The following is a 19,138-nucleotide window of genomic DNA, read 5'->3' as shown; positions in this document are numbered from 1 at the left end:
GGGGGGTGAGGGTTACGTCTCGGACGGGCCGCCTGCACTTTTAAGGGGCCCACGGCTGTGGATAGGGTATGGCACTCATCGACGTCACGATCGAGAACCCGTCGCTGGTCAGCACCGGCGGGGAGGGATCGCAGACCATCGCCTCGCCCTCCGGAACCGAGAGCGAGGACGCGGACGCCGACTCCGAAGCCGATTTCGAGGAGCCTACCGCGGACGCCGCCGCGGAGGGGACCGACGACGACCTCGCGGAGACGCTGAAGACCGTCAGCACGCTGCTGACCGCGGCGACGACGGTCGCGGGCGTCCTCAAGCAGCTCCGCTCCGAGGACGAGAGCGAGGGCGAGGCCGGCTCGGCGGTCGAGGCCGCCGAGGGGCTGTTCGAGGACGAGGAGGTCGGCGGCGAGGACGAGGTCGAGTCCTTCGAGGAGGAGCTCGTCGAGGACGACGTCGACGAGGAGGGCGACGAGCTCGGCGAAACCGACGAAACCGACGAGGTCGACGAGGACGACTCCGGGCGCAGGCCCGGCCTGAAGGTCGCGTTCGTGCTCGTGGTCCTCCTCGTCGCGCTCGTGCTCTGGACGCGCGGCGACGACGAAGAGGACCTCGACGACGACTGGGACTGAGCCCCAACCCAGCGACGTCCCGTCCGATGTACGTATGATTTTTTGAGCCCCGGGTGGGAACGGATCGCATGATCGCTACAGGGACGGCGCTCCCGCTCGATACGACCATCGCCCTCGTACTCGTCACAGTCGGCCCCGTTCTCGCCGTGCTGCTCTACCTCGTCGACCGCCGCCGTGGCGACGGCGAGGTCTCCGTCGCGGGGCGGCGATGAGCCTCGGCCTCCAGCTCACCTTCGGGGCCTACCTGCTGGTCCTGATCGCCATCGGCGTCTACTTCTTCCTGACGACCGAGACCAGACGGCTCTCCGATTACCTGCTCGCGGGGCGGGACGTCGGCGCGTGGCCGATCGCGGTCTCGGAGGTCTCCTCGGTCGCGAGCGGCTGGACGTTCTTCGCGTGGGTCGGCGTCGGCTTTACCGTCGGGCTGGGCGGCCTGTGGTTCTCCGTGACGATGGTCTTCCTCGTGCTCCTGATGTATCGGTACGTCGCCTCGCCCTTTCGCCGCCAGTCCGAGGCACTTGACAGTTTGACGGTCGTCGACCACATCTCCGCGGCGTTCGGCGACGACCGCCTCGGCCCCGCGATCCGGGTCGTCGCGACGCTCGCGCTCGTCGTCTTCATGGTGAGCTACGTCGGCGCGCAGGTCATCGCGGTCGGCCAGGCGATGGACACCGGGCTGGGGATCGACTACACCACCGCGATCGTCGTCGGCGGGCTCGCGGTCGGCCTCTACACCGTTCTCGGCGGGTTCAACGCCTCCGTCTGGACCGACTTCTTCCAGGGGATCCTGATCTTCGTCGCCGCGATCGCGCTGCCGGTCGTCGCGATCATGGAGATCGGCGGCTTGACGGCCTTCCTCGCCGAAGCCAGCGCCGAGAGTCCCGCGCTCCTCTCGCTGTCGGCCGGCGAGGCCGGCACCGGGCTCGCGATCTTCGCGCTCGGCTACATCACCTTCGCGATGGGGACGATCGGCCAGCCCCACTCGCTGATGCGCTTTCAGGCGATCCGTTCGACCCGCCTGGTGAGCGCCGCCTCGGCCATCGCCGTGACCTTCCAGGCGCTCCGGCTCGTCGTGCCGCTGTTCATCGGGATCGCCGCGCGCGTGCTCTACGACCTGCCCGACGCCCAGGCCGAGAACGCCGCGATGGTGATGCTCGTCGACCTCTTCCCGGCCGCGATCGCCGGGATCCTGCTCGCGGCGATCGTCAGCGCGATCCTCTCGACCTCCGACTCGATGCTGATCGTCACCTCCTCGGACGTCACCCGCTTCTACGAGACGTACGTCGACCCCGAGGCGAGCGAAACCGAACTCATCGCGTTCGGTCGGGTCGTCGTCGCCGTCGTCGCGCTGCTGGGGATCGCGCTGGCGTGGGTCCAGCCGGGGACGATCTTCGAGATCATCGAGTTCGCCTACGTCGGCATGGGCGTCACCTTCGGGCTGCCCCTGCTGTTCGTCCTCTTCTGGGAACGCACGACCGCCGAGACGGTGCTGGCCGGCGTCTCGGTGGGGCTCGCCAGCTCCGTGATCAACCTCTACGTCCCGCCGTTCGACGCGCTGTTCCCGATCCTCGTCTGGCCCGCCACCCTCGGGGCGATGGTGCTTGCGACCTACCTCACGGCCGACCGGGGGACGACCGCCGCGGCCGGCGCGGACTGATCACTTCCAGTCCCTTTGGGAGCGCTCGCGCCACCGCGCCTGCTGTCTCCGCTCGTGGAGGTGGGGCGTGCCGTCGGCCAGCTCCTCGCGCAGGTCGCGCTCGAAGGCGGCGGTCGACGCGAGCATTCCGGTTCGGAACCCCTCGACGAGCTCGTAGCTCCACCTGTCGTCGATCACCCCCGCCGGCAGGTGGTCGTCGCGCAGCTCGTCGGCGAGCGCCCCGTGGCCCATCGCGCGCAGCTCCCGCTCGGCGACGGCGAAGCGATCCATCGCGTGGCCGACCGCGTGGTGGAACGCCAGCAGGTCGCCGTAGGCGCGATGGAGGTACTCGATCGCGAGCTGGCACTCGTGGAGCACCTCGAGCTCCTTCCCGTCGACGTCGCTGTACTCCTCCATGTTCCTTGATAACACATATGTCATCATAACCCTTGCCCGGCCGGCGGCTCGCCCATGGCAGGGTTTATGCACGCCTCGGCCCCTAACGGTGTCACAGATGGCCCAGCCCCCTCATTGCCTGCTCCGGGTCGATCTCTCCGCCGGGTCGGTCTCGCGGGAGCCGATCCCCGACCGGTGGCTCCGACGGTACGTCGGCGGCAAGGGGCTGGGTGCACGCTACCTCTACGACGAGCTCGACCCCGGAGCCGACCCGCTGGGCCCCGAGAACGCGCTGTTGTTCATGGTCGGGCCGCTCACCGGGCGCGCCCCGGGCGAGCCCCGGTACGCCGCGATCACCAAGTCCCCGCTCACGGGGGCGTTTCTCGACTCCTACAGCGGCGGCGAGTTCGCCGGCGCGCTCGCGGGCGCCCTTGACGACTGTCTCGGGGTTCTGATCGTCGGGCGGGCCGACGAGCCGATGGCGCTCACCGTGGAGAACGGCGGGGCGAGCCTCGAACCCACCGACGCGTGGGGGATGGACGCCGCCGAGGCCGACGGGGCCTTCGAGGGCCGGGTCGCCTGCATCGGTCCCGCCGGCGAGAACCGGGTGAGCTACGCGACGATCGCCGCCGACGGCGGCGACCACCACGCGGGCCGGGGCGGCGCGGGCGCGGTGATGGGCGCCAAGCGACTGAAGGCCGTCGTCGCCCGCGGCGAGCCCCCCGAGGAGCACTCGGCGCTCCGGGAGATCCACGAGCAACGGTTCGCGGTCGACGACACCGGGCGCTGGCAGGCCGCGAGCGAGACCCTCGAGTCGGTGGACTTCGCCGACGCCGTCGGCGCGCTCGCGACGCGGGGCTGGCAGGAGAACCGCTTCGAGGGGACCTCGGGGATCGGCATCGAGGCCGCCCGCGCCGCCGCGACCGGCCGCGAGAGCGAGGGCCCGATCCCCGGCGGGTTCGAGGTCGACACCGACGAGGGCGAGAGCGTTCCCCGGGGGGCGACCCAGATGACGCTCGGCGCGGGGCTGGGGATCGACGAGTTCGACGCGGTGGCGGCGCTGGGCGCGCGCTGCGATCGGTTGGGGATCGACGTGATCTCGGCTGGCAACGCCGTCGCGTGGGCGATCCGCGCGAGCGAGGCGGGGCTGATCGAGCGCGATCTCTCCTTCGGCGACGACGCGGCCGCACGCGACCTGCTCGAGGAGGTCGTCGCCCGCGAGACGGAGCTGGGTGACGCGCTGGCCGACGGGGTCGAGCGCGCCGCGGGGGAATTCGGCGGCGAGGGGTTCGTCCCCGCCATCAAGGGGATGGCGCTACCCTCCTACGACCCCCGCGGCGCGCGCTCGATGGCGCTGGCCTACGCGACCAGCGACCGCGGGGGCTGTCACCGCCGGGCCCGTCCCATCGAGGACGAGCCCCTCTCGACGGGCTGGAGCGACGAGCAGTGCGTCCGGCGGGTGATCGAGGAGCAGGACCGTCGCTCCGTGCTCTGGAGCCTGATCGTCGACGACTTCGTCGGCGAGTCCTTCGCCGACCTCGGGGCGGCGTGGCTCTCGGAGCTCGGCTACGGGCTCTCGCCCGCGGAGCTCGCGACCCTCGGCGAGCGCGTCTGGACGCTCACCCGGCTGTTCAACGTCCGCGAGGGGCTGGACCGCGGGGCCGACCGGGTGCCCGAGGCGCTGGCCGAACCCGTCGAGGGCGGCGAGGCCGACGAGGCGATCGACCCCGAGGGGTTCGAGGCGCTGCTCGAACGGTACTACGCCGCGCGCGGCTGGGACGAGCGGGGCCGATCGACCGAGGAGACGCTCGCCCGACTGGGGCTCGACGACATCGATACAGCATGACCGACAGCATCGACCTCGACGAGATCGAGACCGAACCGGACGACGAGCCACGGCCGAACCGCGGCGACTGGTTCTGGCGCGGCGAGGGCGACTTCGAGGGCGAGACCGAGGCGCTCGGGACCGACGCCTCGCCGTCGGAGGGCGACGCGGGCGCGCCGGGAAGCGATCCGGACGGGACGACCGACGCGGACGCGGCGGCCGCCTCGACGCCGGATCCCGCCGACGCCTCGACGCCCCACGTCCCCCATCAGAACCGGGACAAGCCCGTCGGCATGCCCGAGAACCAGGGCGGGGCCGGGGGCACCTCGGCGCGCGCGGCCGCCGAGGAGCGCGACACGAGCGGGGGCGTCCCCGAGGACGCCTCGGGGCCCCACGGCGGGGGCGCCGACGACATGACGATGGCGTTCACCTACGAGGCCGCGAAACGCCTCGCGGACCCGGCGTTCGTCATCACGGGCGCGGCCTTCGCCGACTGGGTCGGCATCGTCGGCGAGGTCGACGCCCACGTCATCAACAACTTCCAGCGCTCCCATGGAGTGGACGCCGACTTCTTCAACGGCACCGGAACGGGTCCGGGCGAACGGCTCGCGGAGATCACCGAGATGTCAATGTTCTTCGCCGAGCGAATGGTCGTGCTCGGCTGCGAGGACGAGGAGTGGATCGCGGAGAAGGCGGGCTGGGAGTTCGTCCCGATCGAGGTCGCGGCCGAAAAAGCGGGCTGGGAGCTCGACTAATCGTCGCCGTCATCTGCGCGGTCCTCGGGCGCGAGGTCGAAGGAGACCTCGCCGTCGACGACGCCGTCGTTGATCATGTGCGGGCCCGTGTGCGACCAGGTCTCGTGACCGTCGATCTCCTCGACGGCGGGCTTCGGCTTCCAGTCCGTGTTCTTGATCTCGTGTGTCATGGTTCGACAGTGCCGCTCGATCGGCTTATACTCTACCCTTACTCGTCGAGGAAGACCCGCGCGAAGAGGTTCACGTGCAGCTCGAGGACCGTCGTCCGGTCGACCCCCGCGGCGGCGGCCTGCTCGTCGAGGAAGGCCGCGAGCTCCGCGCTCGGCTCGTAGCGAACGATTCCCTCACGGACCTCGAACTCGACCTCCGTGGCGCCCGAGACGAGATGTTCGATCTCCAGAAGGGCCTGCTCCGCTTTCGACCGGATCGCCTCCTCCTCGTCGAGCATCCGGCTGTCGCCCCATTCGTCGGCGGCCTCCAGAAAGCGATCGCTCGGTCGGATCTCGATCGGCTCGGGTCCGGCCATCAGCGCTCGGGCGGGAAGGTGTCCGGTGCGGGGTCCACCTCGGCGAGCTCGGCGTAGAGGTAGACCAGCAGGACGCCCAACACGAGCATCACACCGAGGCCGAACAGCCCGCCGGCGCCGTTCGGGCCGACCCAGTTCCCGCCGACTACGGGGCCCATGCTCGCGAAGACGTTCATCACCGTGAGCGCGATCCAGCCCCCCGCCAGCAGGAAGCCGACCGTAAGCACCGGGTTGTGCTCCAGTGCGGTCTTCAGTCCCATACTCCGTTGTCAACGGGTATCGTACCAAAAACGTTGTGCCTGGCACTCAGGCCATCTGGCCCGCGAGCTCGCTCTCGAACCCGACGACCCCCGCGAGCAGGTGGCCGACCGCCTCGTAGAACTCGCCGTCGGCGAACTCGACGATCTCCGCCGCGCAGTCGTCGATCCAGTGGGCCATGTGCTCCTCGAGGAAGACCCGCTCGTAGCCGAAGGCCTCCTCCATCCCGCCGCGCTGGCGCGCGATCAGCCACCGGAGGAAGGCGAGCTCGACCGCGACGAAGTCGGGCTCCTCGGGGTAGTCCTCGGGCGGGTTCCAGCCCGCCGCGCCGTAGCTCGCCTCGATCTCCGAGGTGCCCTTCCCGAGGTAGTCCATCCCCTCGCGGTAGTACGTCTCGTGGGCGATCACCGGCGGGCGTGGCCCGACGAACACCCGGGTGTACTCGCGTTTGAGCTCCGTCCGAACCTCCTCCGGATCCCGACTCTCGTTGGCCGCGATGAACGACCGGAGCTTCGCGAACCCCTCGTCGAACCCCTCGTCGACGCTCTCGGGGGTGCGGATCTCCCCCGAGAGCAGCTCCCCGACGAACTCCTCGCTCGGCGGGTTCCAGAGCGCCTCGATCAGGAAGTCGACCAGCTCGATCCGCGCGGCGTAGATCTCCCCGTCGTCCATCTCAGTCACCCCGGTCATAGAGTAGAAAGGCCCGACAGTCCGGGCAGTAGTTGAAGATGCTCTCCTCGGCACTCGGGGCCAGCCCCGCCACGAGGTCGCCGACCTCCTCCTCGATCTTCGCCGCCGAGCGCTCGCTGGTGAAGGGGTCGCCACACCGGGCGCATTCGAGCATCTCGCCCTCGAACGTCTGGACCCAGGCGGGATCGCCGTCCGCGCTCTCCGTTCCCTTGGCGGCGGCGCGGTTCTCGGGCAGCAGCGAGAGGTCGAGCCCGTCGTGCATCGTGATCGCGTTCTCGGGACAGCCCTCCTCGCAGAGCCCGCAGTTGACGCATTTCTCGTGGTTGAACTCCAGTCCCCACTCCGTCCTCCTGATCGCGTCGGTCGGACAGAGATTCGAACACGTCGGCGTGAGCGTGCAGGCGTCGTTCACCTCCATCCGGCCGAAGTCCTCGAGCCCACGGATCACCTCGCGGTCGGGCTCCGCGTGCTCGAGGATCGCCCGCACACTTTCGAGGGTCCAGCCGTGGTTGTAGAACTCGGGATTCTCGTGGTCGCTGTGCAGCAGGGTGCCGTCGGCACGGTGCTCGCCCTCCGGGACCGGCGAGGGCGAAAGGGAGTCCTCGAACGCCGAGAGCGACTCGACGAACTCCTCGGGTTCGCCGGCCTCGGGCGCGAAGAAGCCGACGCGCTCGCCGAGCCCGAGGTCCCGCGTGGCCCGATTGAGCCGCTCGACGAGCTCTTCTTTGGGGTCGGGCCCGGAGTGGCGACAGTCACAGCCACAGCCCAGCACCGCGACGCCCGCCGCGCCGCAGGCCAGCGCGTGCGCGACATGTGATTCACCCACCGTGTCCGCGCAGTTCACGCCGACGGGGAGGATCGGCGGGTACTCGATCTCCCCGCCCGAAGCGGCGCGCTTGCCGAACTCCGAGAGGGCGTCGTCGGCGCGCTCGCCGCAGGTGAACGCGACGATGGGTTTCTCGATGCCCGAAGACCCTCGAGAGAGCCAGCCGCCCTGGTCGGCGCCGGTGCCGAGCAGCGCCTCGACCTCGCGAGCGATCCGCTCGTTGGAGGGTTCGCGCAGGCTCACCGCGCCGGTCGGACACGAACTCGTACAGGCCCCGCAGTTCTGGCAGGCGATCGGGTCGATGTCGACCTCGTCGGGCCGGGGTTTCGCGACCGCGTCGTGCGGGCAGGCGTCGTAGCAGGCCCGACAGCCCTCCTGGTTCGAGGAGCCGGAGGCACAGACGTCCATCTCGAAGTCCAGGAAGTCGGGCTTCGTGATCCCACCCAGCAGGCTCTCGACGGCGGCCATCGTCGCCGGCCCCGCGTCGGTGTAGTAGCCGATCCGGCCCGCGCGCGATTTCGGGTCGCCGCCCGGATAGACCACCTGGTCGGCCTCGATCTCACGGGAGACGCCGTCCATCTCGATGGCGTCGGTCGGACAGACGTCGGCCCATTCCCCGTCGGGCGCGTCGGGATGGATGTCGACCGGCCGGCGTGTAACCATCCCGTCGGGTCCCTCATGGACGCACTTCATACAGGAGATGCAGTCCTCCGTCACCCTGGCTTCGAGCCCGATCGAGAACTCGCCGAACTCGCCGGCGACGCCCGTGACCCGCCCGCGCTCGATGGTCACGTCGTCGAGCCCGTCGACGCCGGCGAGCTCCTTCCCGTCGGCGATCAGCGTCACCTCGGCGTCCTCGCTGAGGGTGGCGGCGGCCTCCGGGTCGCCGACGACGGCGACGTGTTCGCCGGCCTCCCGAGAGACCGATCGGGCGATCGCCTCCTCCTCGAGGCCGGCGTGGCGGGCGTTCATCAGCCGGGCGGTCTTGTCGGTGGCCTCCCCCTCGGGGTGGACCCAGCCCGCGCCCTCGCGCTGGTCGACGAAGGAGACCGCGTCGGGGTGCAGGCCGTGCTCCTCGGCGACGCCGCCCAGTTTCTCCTGGACGCCGGGCTCGGGACAGCTGATCAGCAGCTGGTCGAGCTCGTACTCCTCGATCACCTGTTCCATCGCCGGCAGCCCCTTGCCCTCCCCACAGAGCAGCTCGGAGCTGGCGGCGACGTCGACCTCCTCGATCCCCTCGCGGGCGTCCTCGAGGTCGATCTCGCAGGTGCCAGCACACGAGCACACGAACGCACCGGTCTTCATTAGCGGTCGGTAGTGAGGGGTGCAGAAAGGTCTTGCGTCCGACGGAATCCCCGCGTCCTCGCCGCATTTCTCGCTGACAAGCACAACGTTAATGGACGTCAACTCAATAGCAGTGTAGCATGAGTGGAAACCTCACGGTTCATCAATCACATCGCGTCGCGGCGGACCCGACTCGGGGGGCCGCAAGCGGATGAGCGCGGAACCGGTTTCGCTGGATCTGGATCGTCGTTCGTTCCTGAAGGCGAGCGCGCTGGCGGGCGCGGTCGCGCTCGGCGGGGGTGCGGCGGGCCAGACGCTGGCCCAGGACGAGGAGGAGGAGAAGCCCGGAACCGGGCCGGACGCCGAGATGTCGAAGACGATCTGTAACTACTGTGCGGTCGGCTGTGGGTTCAAGGGAGTCAAGGACGGCGATAGCTTCGTCGCGATGGAGCCCTGGCACGAGAACCCGATCAACAACGGCTCGCTCTGCTCGAAGGGCGCGGGCATCCTCGAGACCGAGCACTCCGATCGCCGGCTGAAACGGCCGATGCGCCGGGTCGACGGCGAGTGGGAGACGATCACCTGGAACGAGGCCTACGACGAGATCCAGGAGAAGTACGAGGAGATCCAGGAGGAGTACACCCCCGAGAGCATCATGATGCTCGGGAGCGCCCACCACGCAAACGAGGAGGCCTACGCGTTCCGGAAGATGGCGGCGTTCATGGGGACGAACAACTGCGACCACCAGGCGCGGATCTGTCACTCCCCGACGGTCGCGGGCCTCGCGAACACGTGGGGCTACGGGGCGATGACGAACACGATCAACGACTACCGCAACTTCGATCTGAACGTCATCGTCGGGCAGAACCCCGCGGAGGCCCACCCGATCGCGATGCAGCACATCCTCGAGGGCCAGGCGCGGGGCGGGACGATCGTCTCGATCGACCCCCGGTACACGAAGACCTCCTCGCACGCCGACCACTACTACCGCAACCGCCCCGGGACGGACGTCGCGTTGATGTTCGGGCTGATCAACTACCTCGACGAGAACGACGCCCTCGACGAGGAGATGATCGAGGGGCGGGTCAACGGCTGGCCCGACGTCGAGAGCGAGTACGAGCAGTACGACCTCGAGACCGTCTCGGAGATCACCTGGATCGACGTCGAGGACCTCGAGGAGATCGGCGACATGATCATCGAGAACGCCCCGAACGTCCAGATCGAGTGGGCAATGGGTGGCACCCAGCACAACAACGGCACCCAGAACATCCGCTCGTACGCGCTGCTCAGCCTGGCGTCGGGCAGCGCCGCCCGCAGCGGCGGCGGTCTGCAGGTGATGCGCGGACACGCCAACGTCCAGGGCGCGACCGACATGGGCGTCGACAGCACCTACCTGCCGGCGTACTACTCGGTGTCGGCACCGGGCTCGTGGGCCCACTGGGCGAACGTCTGGACCGAGAGTCCCTGGACCGACGGCGAGACCTCCTTCGCGGACCTCTACCAGCGCTTCGACCTGATGCCCGAGGACCTCTGGGAGCACCAGGGTGGCGGCGAGGGCGTCGCAGAGCTCGCCGAGGACGAGGCCGAGACCGCCGACGACACCGGTGAGGAGCTGATCGAGGAGCAGGAGCAGGGCCGCGAGGACACCATCGGAACCGGTGCGGACCAGCCCATCGGCGACGCCGAGGACGAGCAGTTCATCGACGAACGCTCGATGATGTTCCAGGACGGCCTCTCGGTCTCGCGCTGGTACGAGGCGGCGCTCCCCCAGGAAGAGCGCCTCCACGAGTCGGAGATCTACCAGCCCGACCCCCTGAAGATGTGTTTCTTCTGGGGGCACTCCGCGAACTCCATCAGCGAGATGGACAAGATGAAGAAGGCGATGGAGGCGCTCGACCTGCTGGTCGTCGTCGACGTCTTCCCCGCGGTCGCGGGCACGCTCGCGGACGCCGAGGCCGACAACGTCCTCCTGCTGCCGGCCTCGAGCCAGTACGAGCACTACCGCTCGCTGACCAACACCCACCGCTCGGTGCAGTGGAGCGAGCCCGTCTCGCCGCCGGCCCACGACTCCAAGCCCGACATGCAGATCATCCAGGAGCTCGCCAGTCGCTTCGGCTTCGGCGAGCATTTCAACTGGGGCTCGGGCCAGGAGCTCTACAACGGCAAGACCACCTACGAGGACGCGCTGCGGGAGATCAACCTCGGGGCCCGGACGATCGGCTACCAGCAGAGCCCCGAACGCCTCCAGCAGCACCTCGAGTACGACGACGAGTTCAGCACCGAGACGCTGCGGGCGGACTCCGAGGGCACGCCGGTCTCGGGGGACTTCTGGTCGCTGCCGTGGCCCTGCTGGGGCGACGAACACCCCGGGACGCCGATCATCTGGCGCGACGACATGGACCCCCGCGAGGGCGGCCACGACTTCCGGGCCGACTGGGGGACGAGCACCCCCTTCCCCGAGGAGTGGGAGGACCTGGGCATCGAGAAGGAGTACCCGCTTCCCGAGACCGTCGAACAGGAGGGCGAGGAGGGTCTGGACATGCTCCGGGACGCCTACGAGCCCGACTGGCACGACGAGGAGATCATCGGCGTGCCCCAGTACCCCGCGTTCACGACCCACCTGCCCGAGGACCCCTCGAACCCGACCGAGCTCTCGTTGCCCTACGAGTACGCGCTCGACCCCGACTCCTCGATCTACGACGCCGCGGTGGCGATGAACGAGGAGCTGGGCCACGAGCACGACCTCGAGTTCTACGAGCAGTTCGACAACGCCCAGCCCGACCCGCCGACGGGACGCGGCCGGGCCCGCGGGGTGGCGTGGAACTTCCTCGACACCGTGCCGGTCCATCGGGAGCCGATCCAGAGCCCCGAACCGGAGCTCGCGGAGCAGTGGCCCGCCAACGGCCAGCAGCGCAACTTCTTCCGGCTCGACCAGAACAACGCCGCGACCCAGCAGGTCGCCACCCAGGCGGCCTACGACGAGGGGATGGACGTCATCCTCACCTCGGGCCGGCAGGTCGAACACCAGGGCGGCGGCGCCGAGACGCGCAACAACGTCTACACGGCCGACCGCCAGCCCCACATGTACGCCGAGATCCACCCCGACCTGGCCGAGGAGCTCGATCTGGTCGGCGGCGAGGACCACGTGATCATCACCTCGGCCGACGCCGACAAGGGCTCGATCCTGGTGAAGGCGAAGGTGACCTACCGACCGCAGGGCGACGACGAGGTGTTCCTCCCCTACCACTGGGGCGGGATGGCCCACGGCAAGGACATGAGCGACAACTACCCGGACGGGACCCAGCCGATGGCGATCGGCGACAGCGCGAACTTCGTCACGCCGAGCGGGTTCGACGTCGAGACCCAGATGCAGGAGACGAAGGCGGGGCTCGTCCGGGTCGAGAAGGCGACCGAGGAGCGCATCGAGGAGTACGACATGGAGTTCATCGACGAGTACCCACAGGACGAGGCCGGCATCGGTCGCTCCTACCAGTGGGACGTGCGAAACCACGACATGCAAGCGACGGGGGACGACTAAAATGTCAACGAACGAACCGACGGAAGCGAGACTCAGCAACGGCGTGATGAGCACCGGCGAGGGGATGCGGATCTTCCCCGACGTCGAGGCCTGTATCGACTGTGGCGGCTGCGTGGTCGCCTGCAAACGCACCTGGGACGTCGAGATCAGCAACCAGCGCATCGACATCACGACGATGCTCGAGGGCCACGAGGCCGACGAGGGGTTCAACGGCCACCAGACCCGGGCGATCGACGAGGGCGCGAACCCGGGCGAGACCCACCTCCCGATGCAGTGTTATCACTGCGAGAACGCCCCCTGTGTCTCGGTCTGCCCGACCGACGCCCTCCAGAAGAAGGACAACGAGTTCGTCGAGGTCGTCGACGACCTCTGTATCGGCTGTCAGTACTGCCTTTCCGGATGCCCGTTCGGCGCGCCCCAGTTCCCCGAGAGCGAGGACGGCCTCAACGCCGTCGTCGGCTCGGGTGGCGTGATGGACAAGTGTACCGGCTGTGAGGAGCGCCAGGACGCCGGCCAGGGACCGGCCTGTGCCGAGGAGTGTGCGACCAACGCGATCCTCGTCGGCTCGTCGGGCCAGATCGCCGACGAGCTCGAGAAGCGCGACAGCGGCGCGTTCTTCAACGAGACGGCGATGGAGATCATCTTCGGCGACGACGCGAGGATGTTCGACCAATGAGCGACGGCCAGGGTTCCGAGGCCGACGCGGACACGGATCCTGACTCCGAGACCGAGGTCGCCGCCGCAGAGGATCCGAACGAGCCCACCGAGGTGCGCCGCGGGCTCTCGGACCGGGCGGCGTTCTGGACCAGCGGGGTCCTCGCGCTCGTCATCGCGGTGGGGTCGGTCTGGCTGGTCGGCATTCGGGGCATCCACTTCGAGGCGCTCAACCGGGTCTCGCCGACGATCGAGGGCGGCGGCGTCGGCGCGGCGTGGGTCCAGGGCAACACCCTGCCCGCGCTCGATTGGATGATCACGCTCGTCCACGTCGCCGACGTGCTCATGGGCGTGGGCATCCTCGTGATGTTCTTCGTCCACTGGATCGCCTTCCGCCGGCTGGCCGCGCGTATGCGCCCGCCGGACGCACCCCGGCGGAGCGACGAGGCCGTCGCGACGGACGGTGGTGAGCGATCCAATGGATCGCGATCCTCGTCGGATTTCCGATCCGACGGAGGCAGCGAGGCGCGACCGACGGGAGCGCCTCGGGACCGCGAGCGGGCCGGACCCGCGAGCGATGGAGGTGAGGCCGAATGACCAACCTCGACCACGGGAAGTTCTCCCGCGTGACGACGATGTTCCACTCGCTGCTCGCGCTGACGGTGTTTCTCCTCTTCTTCACGGGCTACGCCGTCGCGTTCAACGCCGAGCTGTGGTGGCTCGTCGAGCTCATGGGCGGCAACCAGGGCGTGCTCGCGGTCCACCGGATCGCCGGCTTCGCGCTGATCTTCCTGACCGCCTTCTGGGTGCTCTACATGCTGCTTCGGATGGGTGGCTCGGTGGGCATCACCGCGGTGCTCCCGAACCTCGCCGACATCCAGGCGTTCGTTCAGGACGTGAAGTTCGCCTTCGGGATGGTCGACGAGCGCCACCCCAACGCCCGCCAGTTCGCGGGCTACTCGGCCGACGAGATCCCGCTGATCTCCTACATCGGCAAGGGCGTCATCGCGATCTTCACCGTCGAGCTCATCCTGCTGATGGTCTCCGGGCTACTGATCTGGCAGCAGTCGGTGCTGATCGACTTCTACAACTCCCAGTCGGTCGTCACCGCCTTCGTCGGCTTCCACGGCCTGCTGGGCGTGATCATGATGATGGGTGTGATGTTCCACACGTTCGAGCACGGCTTCCACCCCGCGTTCTACCCGGTCGAGATGAAGGCGTTCCTGCCGAAGGCCGACACCCCCGAGTTCCACGGCGAGGCCGAGGGCGAGTCGGTGACCGGCATCGAGCGCCTCCGACTTAAACCCAGCTGGGGCTGGGTGACGAACGTGATGGGCGTACTGACGCTGATCGGGATCGTCAGCGTATTGATCGCGAGCATGGACTACGGCGGCTACCCGATCAGCGAGACGCTGGTGTTCGACGAGGGCAGCCTGCTCCGGACCGTCGGCGTGAATATCGGCATCCTCGTGCTGTTCGTCGGGCTGTTCCTCTCGATGTACGGCAACGTCCTCCGGGCGCGATACATGCGCCAGATCGAACGGGAGGACCGACGCGCGGCCGCGACCGACGGCGGCGAGCCGAGCGACGCGAGGTGACCGTCGGAAGGCGAGCGAGACGAGCCTTCCGGAAGCAAGCGCGAGTGACACGAGCGCGATCCATATCGGGAAAACGGTCGGATAGCGGTGAGCCGAACGAAGCGCAGTGCTCCCGTCGAAGCGAGGTCCGTCGGCGACACGACCGCCGACTGACCCGGCGCTAGTTCCCGCCCGAAGGCGACTTTCGATAGACGACTCCGTTTCTCGGGCCGAATCCGGTTCCGCTCCGGATTGGTCTATCGATCACCTCGACGGCCGTTCCCGTCGTGGAGTCGATCGAACGTTCGCGGCCGGTCAGTTGACCATGTCGGTCGCCTCCTCGGAGAGCTCGACCATCACGTCGTTTCTCGTCTGGCTGTCGATCTGGTCGAGGTTTCGGGTCAGGACCTCGAGGATGTCCTTCGGCTCGGGGTAGACCAGCATGTTGCCGTCGGCGTCCTCCATCACCAGCTGGGTGTCGGCGAGGTTCACCCGGTTGCCCTCGATGCTCGCGACGATGGCGGGCAGCGCCTCCGCACCCCCCGTGTCGCCGTCCTCGACCATCGTGATGTAGAGGCTCTCGAGGCCGATCATGTCCTTGTACTCGCGGACCTGTTTGGCGCACTCGACCATGTCCTGCGTGACGGTGGTCTTCTGGGGGTTGCCGTGTTCGCCGTCGAAACAGTGCTTGCACACCCGCAGCTCCATTCTCATGCCCTCGACTTGCCGGCGCGGAGCCATTACGCTGTTGCCCTCGTGGCATCCGAAACGCTTAGTGAGACGCGCGGGTAGCCAGAACGTATGGTAGAATACTACGTGTACGTCTCGCTCGTCATGCTCATGGCGGTGGGCGGGATGCTCGCGGTCGCGTTCACGACCCGCGACATCCGCGGGCGGGGGGGATTCGCCCTCGACATCGCCTCGGCGGTCGTGGTCGGCCTCTTCATCGCTGCCCTCGCCTGGACGACGGTACTGTGACGTCTTCGCCGAGCTCCGGCGCGCTCGCCTCGTACCCCCCTTCTCGAAGCTCCTCCGCGAACGCCCCACACCGATCGCCGTGGTTCACCAGTATCGGCGTCTCCTCGTAGCTCGAGAGGAACGATAGCAGCCCCTCGCGGTCGGCATGTGCCGAGAAGTCGTAGGACTCGACGCGCGCGGCGACCGGCATCACTCTGCCGTCTATCTCCGCGCTGCCGGTATCGAGCAGCTCGCGGCCGGGCGTGCCCTCGACCTGGTAGCCCGTCATCGCGATCTTGTTGACCGGGCTCCCCCTGATCTCGGGGATGTACGTCATCGCCGGGCCCCCAGACAGCATCCCGCTGGTGGTGACGATCGCCGCGTTCTGCTCGGCGATCCGTTTCCGCTGGCCGTCCCGGCCGGTGACGAACCGGGCGTGGGAGGTCGCGCGTTTGAGCGCCGCGGGGTCCCGGACGAACCCCGGGTGCCGTCGCAGCATCCGCGTCACCCCTTTGCCCATCCCGTCGACGTAACAGGGGATGTCGTACTCCGCACAGACCAGCAGCAGCTCCTGTGTCCGTCCGATGGCGAACGCGGGGACGACGACGGTGCCGCCCTCCCAGAGGGTCGTCCGGACGCTCTCGGCGAACCGTTCCTCGACCTCCGAGCGCGGATCGTGTTCGACGTCCGAGTAGGTGCTCTCGCAGATCACGAGGTCGGCCTCGGGCCGGGCGGTCGTGGCCGGGACCAGCCGTTGGGAGTCGGTGTGGAAGTCGCCGGTGTAGAGCAGCCGGCTCTCGCCGTCGCTGATCAGGACGTGCGCGCTGCCGGGGATGTGGCCCGCATTGTAGAGGGTGACCTCGTAGCCGGCGGCCTCGAAGGGCTCGCCGTAGCCGTGGGTCTCCGAGACCTGGGTGAGCCGCGCGACGTCGGTCTCGGTGAACGGACAACGGTAGGAGCCCCCGTGGAGCTTCAGGGTGTCGCGGGCGAGCGTCGTCGCGAGCTCCCCCGTAGGGGGTGTCCAGTGAACTGGCGGGCGTGCCTCGCCGGAGAGCAGCGCGGGCACCGCCCCGGCGTGATCGAGGTGCCCGTGGGAGACGACCACGGCGTCGGGCTCGCAGTCGAGCGGCAGGCGCGGCGGGTTGTCGGTGCTCATCCCGAAATCTATGAGCAGCGACCCGTCGATGAGAACCGCGCTGCGCCCGATCTCCCCGGCGCCGCCGAGGAACTCGATGTCCATTACCCCGTATCGGAACCCGGGCGGTTTGTGCCCGTCGATACGTGAGACCCTCACTCGGTGGAACGAGGCCGGTTCAACACCCTTTTTACCCGCGCCCGTCTGATTTCGGGCATGGCAGACTTCAAGGTCGTCGTCTCGGACCCCGAAACGGGTGCGACCTACCAGCGCGACGTGGACGGACAGGACGCGAACCGGTTCCTCGGCCGCGACCTCGGCGAGGAGGTCGACGGGGACTCGGTGGGCCTCTCGGGCTACTCGCTCGAGCTCACCGGCGGCTCGGACAGGGCGGGTCGTCCGCTCCGCGACGACGTCTCGGGCCCGAACCTCAAGCAGGTCCTGCTCACGGGCGGCACCGGCTACAAGCCCCAGCACGACGGCGAGCGAAAGCGCGTCACCGTCCGCGGTCGCGAGATCAGCGAGGAGGTCGTCCAGATCAACGCCAAGATCTCGGCCTACGGCGACGGAAGCGTCGAGGACGCGTTCGGCGAGGGCGGCGAGGACGCCGACGACGAGTAACCCTCTTTCATGGATCGGATCTCGAGCGAGAACCCGGCAGTCGAGACGCTGCGCGCGACCGTCGCGCGCCACGGCGGCTCGCGCAAGCGCATCGACCTCCCGGAGGGTTCGCTGCCCGAGGGCGAGGTCGTCCGCCTCGTGATCGACGGGACGACCTACCACGCGAAAGTCGAGGGCGGGTTCGCCGACGGCCCGCACATCAGCGGCGCCTACGAGAGCCCGGACATGGCCCGCGAGCGCACCGGGACCGACCACCTCGGGAGCTGGCTCGAGGACGTCGGGCGGTCCGTCGACGGCTCGGTGCTGGTCGACGTCATCGAACCCGACTTCGCCTACGGGCTGCGCGAGCCCGGCGAGGAGGCGGTCTACGAGGCCGTCGAGAAGCCGAAGGAGAGCCTCGCGAACATCGCCCGGAACCTGGAGGACGCCGACTCGTGAGCCGGCTCGAGGAGTTCCTGGCGGGCGAGCGCCACGAGGACGTCGCGATCTACCTCGCCGAGGACGTCGTCGACGACCTGGGCAAGCTCGCCGACTACGGCGAGGAGGTCGAGGACGGGATCGTGCTCGTCGTTCCCGGCGAGAGCGGGCGAAACGCCTTCTCGAAAGTCGCCGGGAAGGACGCGATGGGCTTCGCGAAGGAGGCCATGGGCGAGGAAGGGGAGATCGAGACCGACCTCGCCGGAGGGACCTGCCCCGCCTGCGGGAGCGCGGAGTTCCGCTTCACCTTCGCCTTCTCCGAGGAGCAGAACGAGGAGGTCGGCGGCCGGTACGCCGAGGGCGACGTGATCCACGCCTACGCCCAGTGCTCGTGTGGCACCGCCTTCTCGGATCGCTGGGTCGTCGGCGAGCGCGACGCGGACGGTTCCGACTGATTCGTTCCCGCAAACCGTTTATCGACGGGTTCCCCCCCCGCCGTCCCGATGAGCGACCTCGAGGCGGTCGCTAGCGGACCTCGTCGGCGGCAGCCACGAGCTCCCGGACCCGCTTTTCGTCCACGGACGCGGTCGTCTCGGCACCCTCCTTGAGCGCGGTGCCGACGATGGCCCCGTCCGCCACCGTGAGCACGTCGCCGACCGTTTCGGCGGTGACCCCGCTGCCGACGAACACCGGCGCGTCCAGCCCCCGCTCGTCGCGGGCCGCCACCGTCGCCGAGAGGCGGTCGCCGGCGACGGCGTGGCCCGTGCCGGCGCCGCTGACGACGAGCCCGTCGGCGAGCCCGCGCCCGATCGCCTCGGCCACCTCCTCTCCGTCAGGCTCGTCGGGTGCGCGCTCAGCGAGCGGCGCGGAGTGTTTCACGTCGACGTCGGCGAGGACGGCGACGTCGCTCTCGAGCGCCTCGCGCAGGCGCATGGTCTCGTGAGCCCGACCCTCGACGATCCCCTGGTCGGTCACCCGCGCGCCGACGTGGACGTTCACCCGGACGAACTCGGCACCGGTCGCGCTCGCGACCGAGAGGGCGGCCGCGGCGTCGTTTCGCAGGACGTTGATCCCCAGCGGGAGGTCGACGGCCTCGCGGAGCTCGGTCGCCACCCGGGTCATCGACGCGACGACGTGTTTGGGCACGTCGTCGGGGTAGAAGGGCGCGTCCCCGAAGTTCTCGACCATCAGGGCGTCGACCCCGCCCGCCTCGAGCCGGCGCGCGTCGCGTACGGCGGCCTCGCGGACCGCCTCGAAGTCGCCGTCGTGTTTCGGCGCGCCGGGGAGCGCGGCGAGGTGGACCATGCCGACGATCGGCCTCTCGACACCGATCGCGTCGAGGTGCATACACGGCGATACGGGGGTCGGCAGTTAAGCGTCGCGTTCGCTCCCGGCGAGCTCAGGAGACGAACGGCTCCGA

22 protein-coding genes are annotated in these 19,138 nt (G+C 69.0%); 13 read left to right on the top strand and 9 right to left on the bottom strand.

Annotated features, from left to right (window positions below):
• Window positions 1-68 precede the first annotated feature (68 nt).
• The 3 genes from WOA58_RS08150 to WOA58_RS08140 all read left to right on the top strand — a co-directional run bounded on the left by WOA58_RS08150 (window position 69) and on the right by WOA58_RS08140 (window position 2,280).
• Window positions 69-623, top strand: coding sequence for a hypothetical protein (locus WOA58_RS08150; protein ID WP_340603685.1), 555 nt, complete (start codon window positions 69-71; stop codon window positions 621-623).
• A 68-nt stretch (window positions 624-691) separates the two neighbouring features.
• Window positions 692-835: a hypothetical protein gene (locus tag WOA58_RS08145; protein WP_340603684.1), complete on the top strand. Its 144-nt coding sequence runs from the start codon at window positions 692-694 to the stop codon at window positions 833-835.
• Entirely contained in the window at window positions 832-2,280 is a 1,449-nt protein-coding gene (locus WOA58_RS08140) for a sodium/proline symporter (protein ID WP_340603683.1), read from the top strand. The genes WOA58_RS08145 and WOA58_RS08140 overlap by 4 nt, the downstream gene beginning before the upstream one ends.
• Here the strand turns inward: WOA58_RS08140 and WOA58_RS08135 are convergent, their stop codons facing one another.
• A complete protein-coding gene (locus WOA58_RS08135) occupies window positions 2,281-2,676 on the bottom strand; it encodes a hypothetical protein (protein WP_340603682.1) in 396 nt (131 codons plus the stop codon). It lies immediately after the preceding gene.
• Between the two features lie 97 nt (window positions 2,677-2,773).
• On the opposite strand from WOA58_RS08135, the gene WOA58_RS08130 reads away from it, so the two are divergent.
• Window positions 2,774-4,501 carry an aldehyde ferredoxin oxidoreductase family protein gene (locus WOA58_RS08130; RefSeq protein WP_340603681.1) on the top strand — a complete coding sequence of 576 codons (1,728 nt, stop codon included), beginning with the start codon at window positions 2,774-2,776 and terminating at the stop codon, window positions 4,499-4,501.
• A complete protein-coding gene (locus WOA58_RS08125) occupies window positions 4,498-5,235 on the top strand; it encodes a DUF7124 domain-containing protein (RefSeq protein WP_340603680.1) in 738 nt (245 codons plus the stop codon). Before WOA58_RS08130 ends, WOA58_RS08125 begins: the two co-directional genes overlap by 4 nt.
• Here the strand turns inward: WOA58_RS08125 and WOA58_RS08120 are convergent.
• The 5 genes from WOA58_RS08120 to WOA58_RS08100 are packed head-to-tail and all read right to left on the bottom strand — an operon-like array spanning window position 5,232 to window position 8,840.
• Window positions 5,232-5,405: a hypothetical protein gene (locus WOA58_RS08120; protein ID WP_340603679.1), complete on the bottom strand. Its 174-nt coding sequence runs from the start codon at window positions 5,403-5,405 to the stop codon at window positions 5,232-5,234. The two genes, WOA58_RS08125 and WOA58_RS08120, sit on opposite strands and share 4 nt — an antisense overlap.
• Before the next feature lie 38 nt (window positions 5,406-5,443).
• A complete protein-coding gene (locus WOA58_RS08115) occupies window positions 5,444-5,761 on the bottom strand; it encodes a hypothetical protein (RefSeq protein ID WP_340603678.1) in 318 nt (105 codons plus the stop codon).
• A complete protein-coding gene (locus WOA58_RS08110; protein ID WP_340603677.1) occupies window positions 5,761-6,021 on the bottom strand; it encodes a hypothetical protein in 261 nt (86 codons plus the stop codon). Before WOA58_RS08110 ends, WOA58_RS08115 begins: the two co-directional genes overlap by 1 nt.
• Before the next feature lie 46 nt (window positions 6,022-6,067).
• Window positions 6,068-6,691: a TorD/DmsD family molecular chaperone gene (locus WOA58_RS08105; protein WP_340603676.1), complete on the bottom strand. Its 624-nt coding sequence runs from the start codon at window positions 6,689-6,691 to the stop codon at window positions 6,068-6,070.
• Window position 6,692: 1 nt separating this feature from the next.
• Window positions 6,693-8,840, bottom strand: coding sequence for a 4Fe-4S binding protein (locus WOA58_RS08100; protein WP_340603675.1), 2,148 nt, complete (start codon window positions 8,838-8,840; stop codon window positions 6,693-6,695).
• A gap of 190 nt (window positions 8,841-9,030) precedes the next feature.
• Between WOA58_RS08100 and WOA58_RS08095 the strand changes: the two genes are divergently transcribed.
• Genes WOA58_RS08095 through WOA58_RS08080 form a run of 4 tightly spaced genes read left to right on the top strand, consistent with a single transcriptional unit; the run spans window position 9,031 to window position 14,609 of the window.
• A complete protein-coding gene (locus WOA58_RS08095; RefSeq protein WP_340603674.1) occupies window positions 9,031-12,357 on the top strand; it encodes a formate dehydrogenase subunit alpha in 3,327 nt (1,108 codons plus the stop codon).
• A 1-nt stretch (window position 12,358) separates the two neighbouring features.
• A complete protein-coding gene (locus WOA58_RS08090; protein ID WP_340603673.1) occupies window positions 12,359-13,033 on the top strand; it encodes a 4Fe-4S dicluster domain-containing protein in 675 nt (224 codons plus the stop codon).
• A complete protein-coding gene (locus tag WOA58_RS08085) occupies window positions 13,030-13,608 on the top strand; it encodes a hypothetical protein (RefSeq protein WP_340603672.1) in 579 nt (192 codons plus the stop codon). Before WOA58_RS08090 ends, WOA58_RS08085 begins: the two co-directional genes overlap by 4 nt.
• Window positions 13,605-14,609, top strand: a complete 1,005-nt coding sequence (locus WOA58_RS08080) for a cytochrome b/b6 domain-containing protein (protein ID WP_340603671.1) — start codon at window positions 13,605-13,607, stop codon at window positions 14,607-14,609. Before WOA58_RS08085 ends, WOA58_RS08080 begins: the two co-directional genes overlap by 4 nt.
• Window positions 14,610-14,903: 294 nt before the next feature.
• Here WOA58_RS08080 and WOA58_RS08075 read toward each other — a convergent pair whose 3' ends face one another.
• Window positions 14,904-15,302: a hypothetical protein gene (locus WOA58_RS08075; protein WP_340603751.1), complete on the bottom strand. Its 399-nt coding sequence runs from the start codon at window positions 15,300-15,302 to the stop codon at window positions 14,904-14,906.
• Window positions 15,303-15,389: 87 nt separating this feature from the next.
• On the opposite strand from WOA58_RS08075, the gene WOA58_RS08070 reads away from it, so the two are divergent.
• Window positions 15,390-15,566, top strand: a complete 177-nt coding sequence (locus tag WOA58_RS08070) for a hypothetical protein (RefSeq protein WP_340603670.1) — start codon at window positions 15,390-15,392, stop codon at window positions 15,564-15,566.
• Here WOA58_RS08070 and WOA58_RS08065 read toward each other — a convergent pair.
• On the bottom strand, window positions 15,532-16,785 hold the full coding sequence (locus tag WOA58_RS08065) for an MBL fold metallo-hydrolase (RefSeq protein ID WP_340603669.1): 1,254 nt from the start codon (window positions 16,783-16,785) through the stop codon (window positions 15,532-15,534). The two genes, WOA58_RS08070 and WOA58_RS08065, sit on opposite strands and share 35 nt — an antisense overlap.
• Before the next feature lie 111 nt (window positions 16,786-16,896).
• On the opposite strand from WOA58_RS08065, the gene WOA58_RS08060 reads away from it, so the two are divergent.
• Genes WOA58_RS08060 through WOA58_RS08050 form a run of 3 tightly spaced genes read left to right on the top strand, consistent with a single transcriptional unit; the run spans window position 16,897 to window position 18,173 of the window.
• Complete coding sequence (locus WOA58_RS08060) at window positions 16,897-17,301, top strand: 30S ribosomal protein S6e (RefSeq protein ID WP_340603667.1); 405 nt, start codon at window positions 16,897-16,899, stop codon at window positions 17,299-17,301.
• 9 nt (window positions 17,302-17,310) lie between these two features.
• Window positions 17,311-17,739, top strand: a complete 429-nt coding sequence (locus WOA58_RS08055) for a DUF7112 family protein (protein ID WP_340603666.1) — start codon at window positions 17,311-17,313, stop codon at window positions 17,737-17,739.
• Window positions 17,736-18,173 (top strand): DUF5807 family protein, encoded by a 438-nt coding sequence (locus tag WOA58_RS08050; protein ID WP_340603664.1) that lies wholly within the window; start codon window positions 17,736-17,738, stop codon window positions 18,171-18,173. The genes WOA58_RS08055 and WOA58_RS08050 overlap by 4 nt, the downstream gene beginning before the upstream one ends.
• A gap of 70 nt (window positions 18,174-18,243) precedes the next feature.
• On the opposite strand, the gene WOA58_RS08045 is transcribed toward WOA58_RS08050, so the two are convergent.
• Window positions 18,244-19,065: a BtpA/SgcQ family protein gene (locus WOA58_RS08045; RefSeq protein WP_340603663.1), complete on the bottom strand. Its 822-nt coding sequence runs from the start codon at window positions 19,063-19,065 to the stop codon at window positions 18,244-18,246.
• Between the last annotated feature and the right edge of the window lie 73 nt (window positions 19,066-19,138).

The organism is Halalkalicoccus tibetensis (assembly GCF_037996645.1).
Taxonomy (GTDB): domain Archaea; phylum Halobacteriota; class Halobacteria; order Halobacteriales; family Halalkalicoccaceae; genus Halalkalicoccus; species Halalkalicoccus tibetensis.
This window is presented reverse-complemented; position numbering and strand designations above follow the sequence as displayed.

Coding starts and splice junctions, on each gene's coding strand:
- WOA58_RS08150 (WP_340603685.1), top strand. CDS start 69: ATGGCACTCATCGACGTCACGATCGAGAACCCGTCGCTGGTCAGCACC.
- WOA58_RS08145 (WP_340603684.1), top strand. CDS start 692: ATGATCGCTACAGGGACGGCGCTCCCGCTCGATACGACCATCGCCCTC.
- WOA58_RS08140 (WP_340603683.1), top strand. CDS start 832: ATGAGCCTCGGCCTCCAGCTCACCTTCGGGGCCTACCTGCTGGTCCTG.
- WOA58_RS08135 (WP_340603682.1), bottom strand. CDS start 2,676: ATGGAGGAGTACAGCGACGTCGACGGGAAGGAGCTCGAGGTGCTCCAC.
- WOA58_RS08130 (WP_340603681.1), top strand. CDS start 2,774: ATGGCCCAGCCCCCTCATTGCCTGCTCCGGGTCGATCTCTCCGCCGGG.
- WOA58_RS08125 (WP_340603680.1), top strand. CDS start 4,498: ATGACCGACAGCATCGACCTCGACGAGATCGAGACCGAACCGGACGAC.
- WOA58_RS08120 (WP_340603679.1), bottom strand. CDS start 5,405: ATGACACACGAGATCAAGAACACGGACTGGAAGCCGAAGCCCGCCGTC.
- WOA58_RS08115 (WP_340603678.1), bottom strand. CDS start 5,761: ATGGCCGGACCCGAGCCGATCGAGATCCGACCGAGCGATCGCTTTCTG.
- WOA58_RS08110 (WP_340603677.1), bottom strand. CDS start 6,021: ATGGGACTGAAGACCGCACTGGAGCACAACCCGGTGCTTACGGTCGGC.
- WOA58_RS08105 (WP_340603676.1), bottom strand. CDS start 6,691: ATGGACGACGGGGAGATCTACGCCGCGCGGATCGAGCTGGTCGACTTC.
- WOA58_RS08100 (WP_340603675.1), bottom strand. CDS start 8,840: ATGAAGACCGGTGCGTTCGTGTGCTCGTGTGCTGGCACCTGCGAGATC.
- WOA58_RS08095 (WP_340603674.1), top strand. CDS start 9,031: ATGAGCGCGGAACCGGTTTCGCTGGATCTGGATCGTCGTTCGTTCCTG.
- WOA58_RS08090 (WP_340603673.1), top strand. CDS start 12,359: ATGTCAACGAACGAACCGACGGAAGCGAGACTCAGCAACGGCGTGATG.
- WOA58_RS08085 (WP_340603672.1), top strand. CDS start 13,030: ATGAGCGACGGCCAGGGTTCCGAGGCCGACGCGGACACGGATCCTGAC.
- WOA58_RS08080 (WP_340603671.1), top strand. CDS start 13,605: ATGACCAACCTCGACCACGGGAAGTTCTCCCGCGTGACGACGATGTTC.
- WOA58_RS08075 (WP_340603751.1), bottom strand. CDS start 15,302: ATGAGAATGGAGCTGCGGGTGTGCAAGCACTGTTTCGACGGCGAACAC.
- WOA58_RS08070 (WP_340603670.1), top strand. CDS start 15,390: ATGGTAGAATACTACGTGTACGTCTCGCTCGTCATGCTCATGGCGGTG.
- WOA58_RS08065 (WP_340603669.1), bottom strand. CDS start 16,785: ATGGACATCGAGTTCCTCGGCGGCGCCGGGGAGATCGGGCGCAGCGCG.
- WOA58_RS08060 (WP_340603667.1), top strand. CDS start 16,897: ATGGCAGACTTCAAGGTCGTCGTCTCGGACCCCGAAACGGGTGCGACC.
- WOA58_RS08055 (WP_340603666.1), top strand. CDS start 17,311: ATGGATCGGATCTCGAGCGAGAACCCGGCAGTCGAGACGCTGCGCGCG.
- WOA58_RS08045 (WP_340603663.1), bottom strand. CDS start 19,065: ATGCACCTCGACGCGATCGGTGTCGAGAGGCCGATCGTCGGCATGGTC.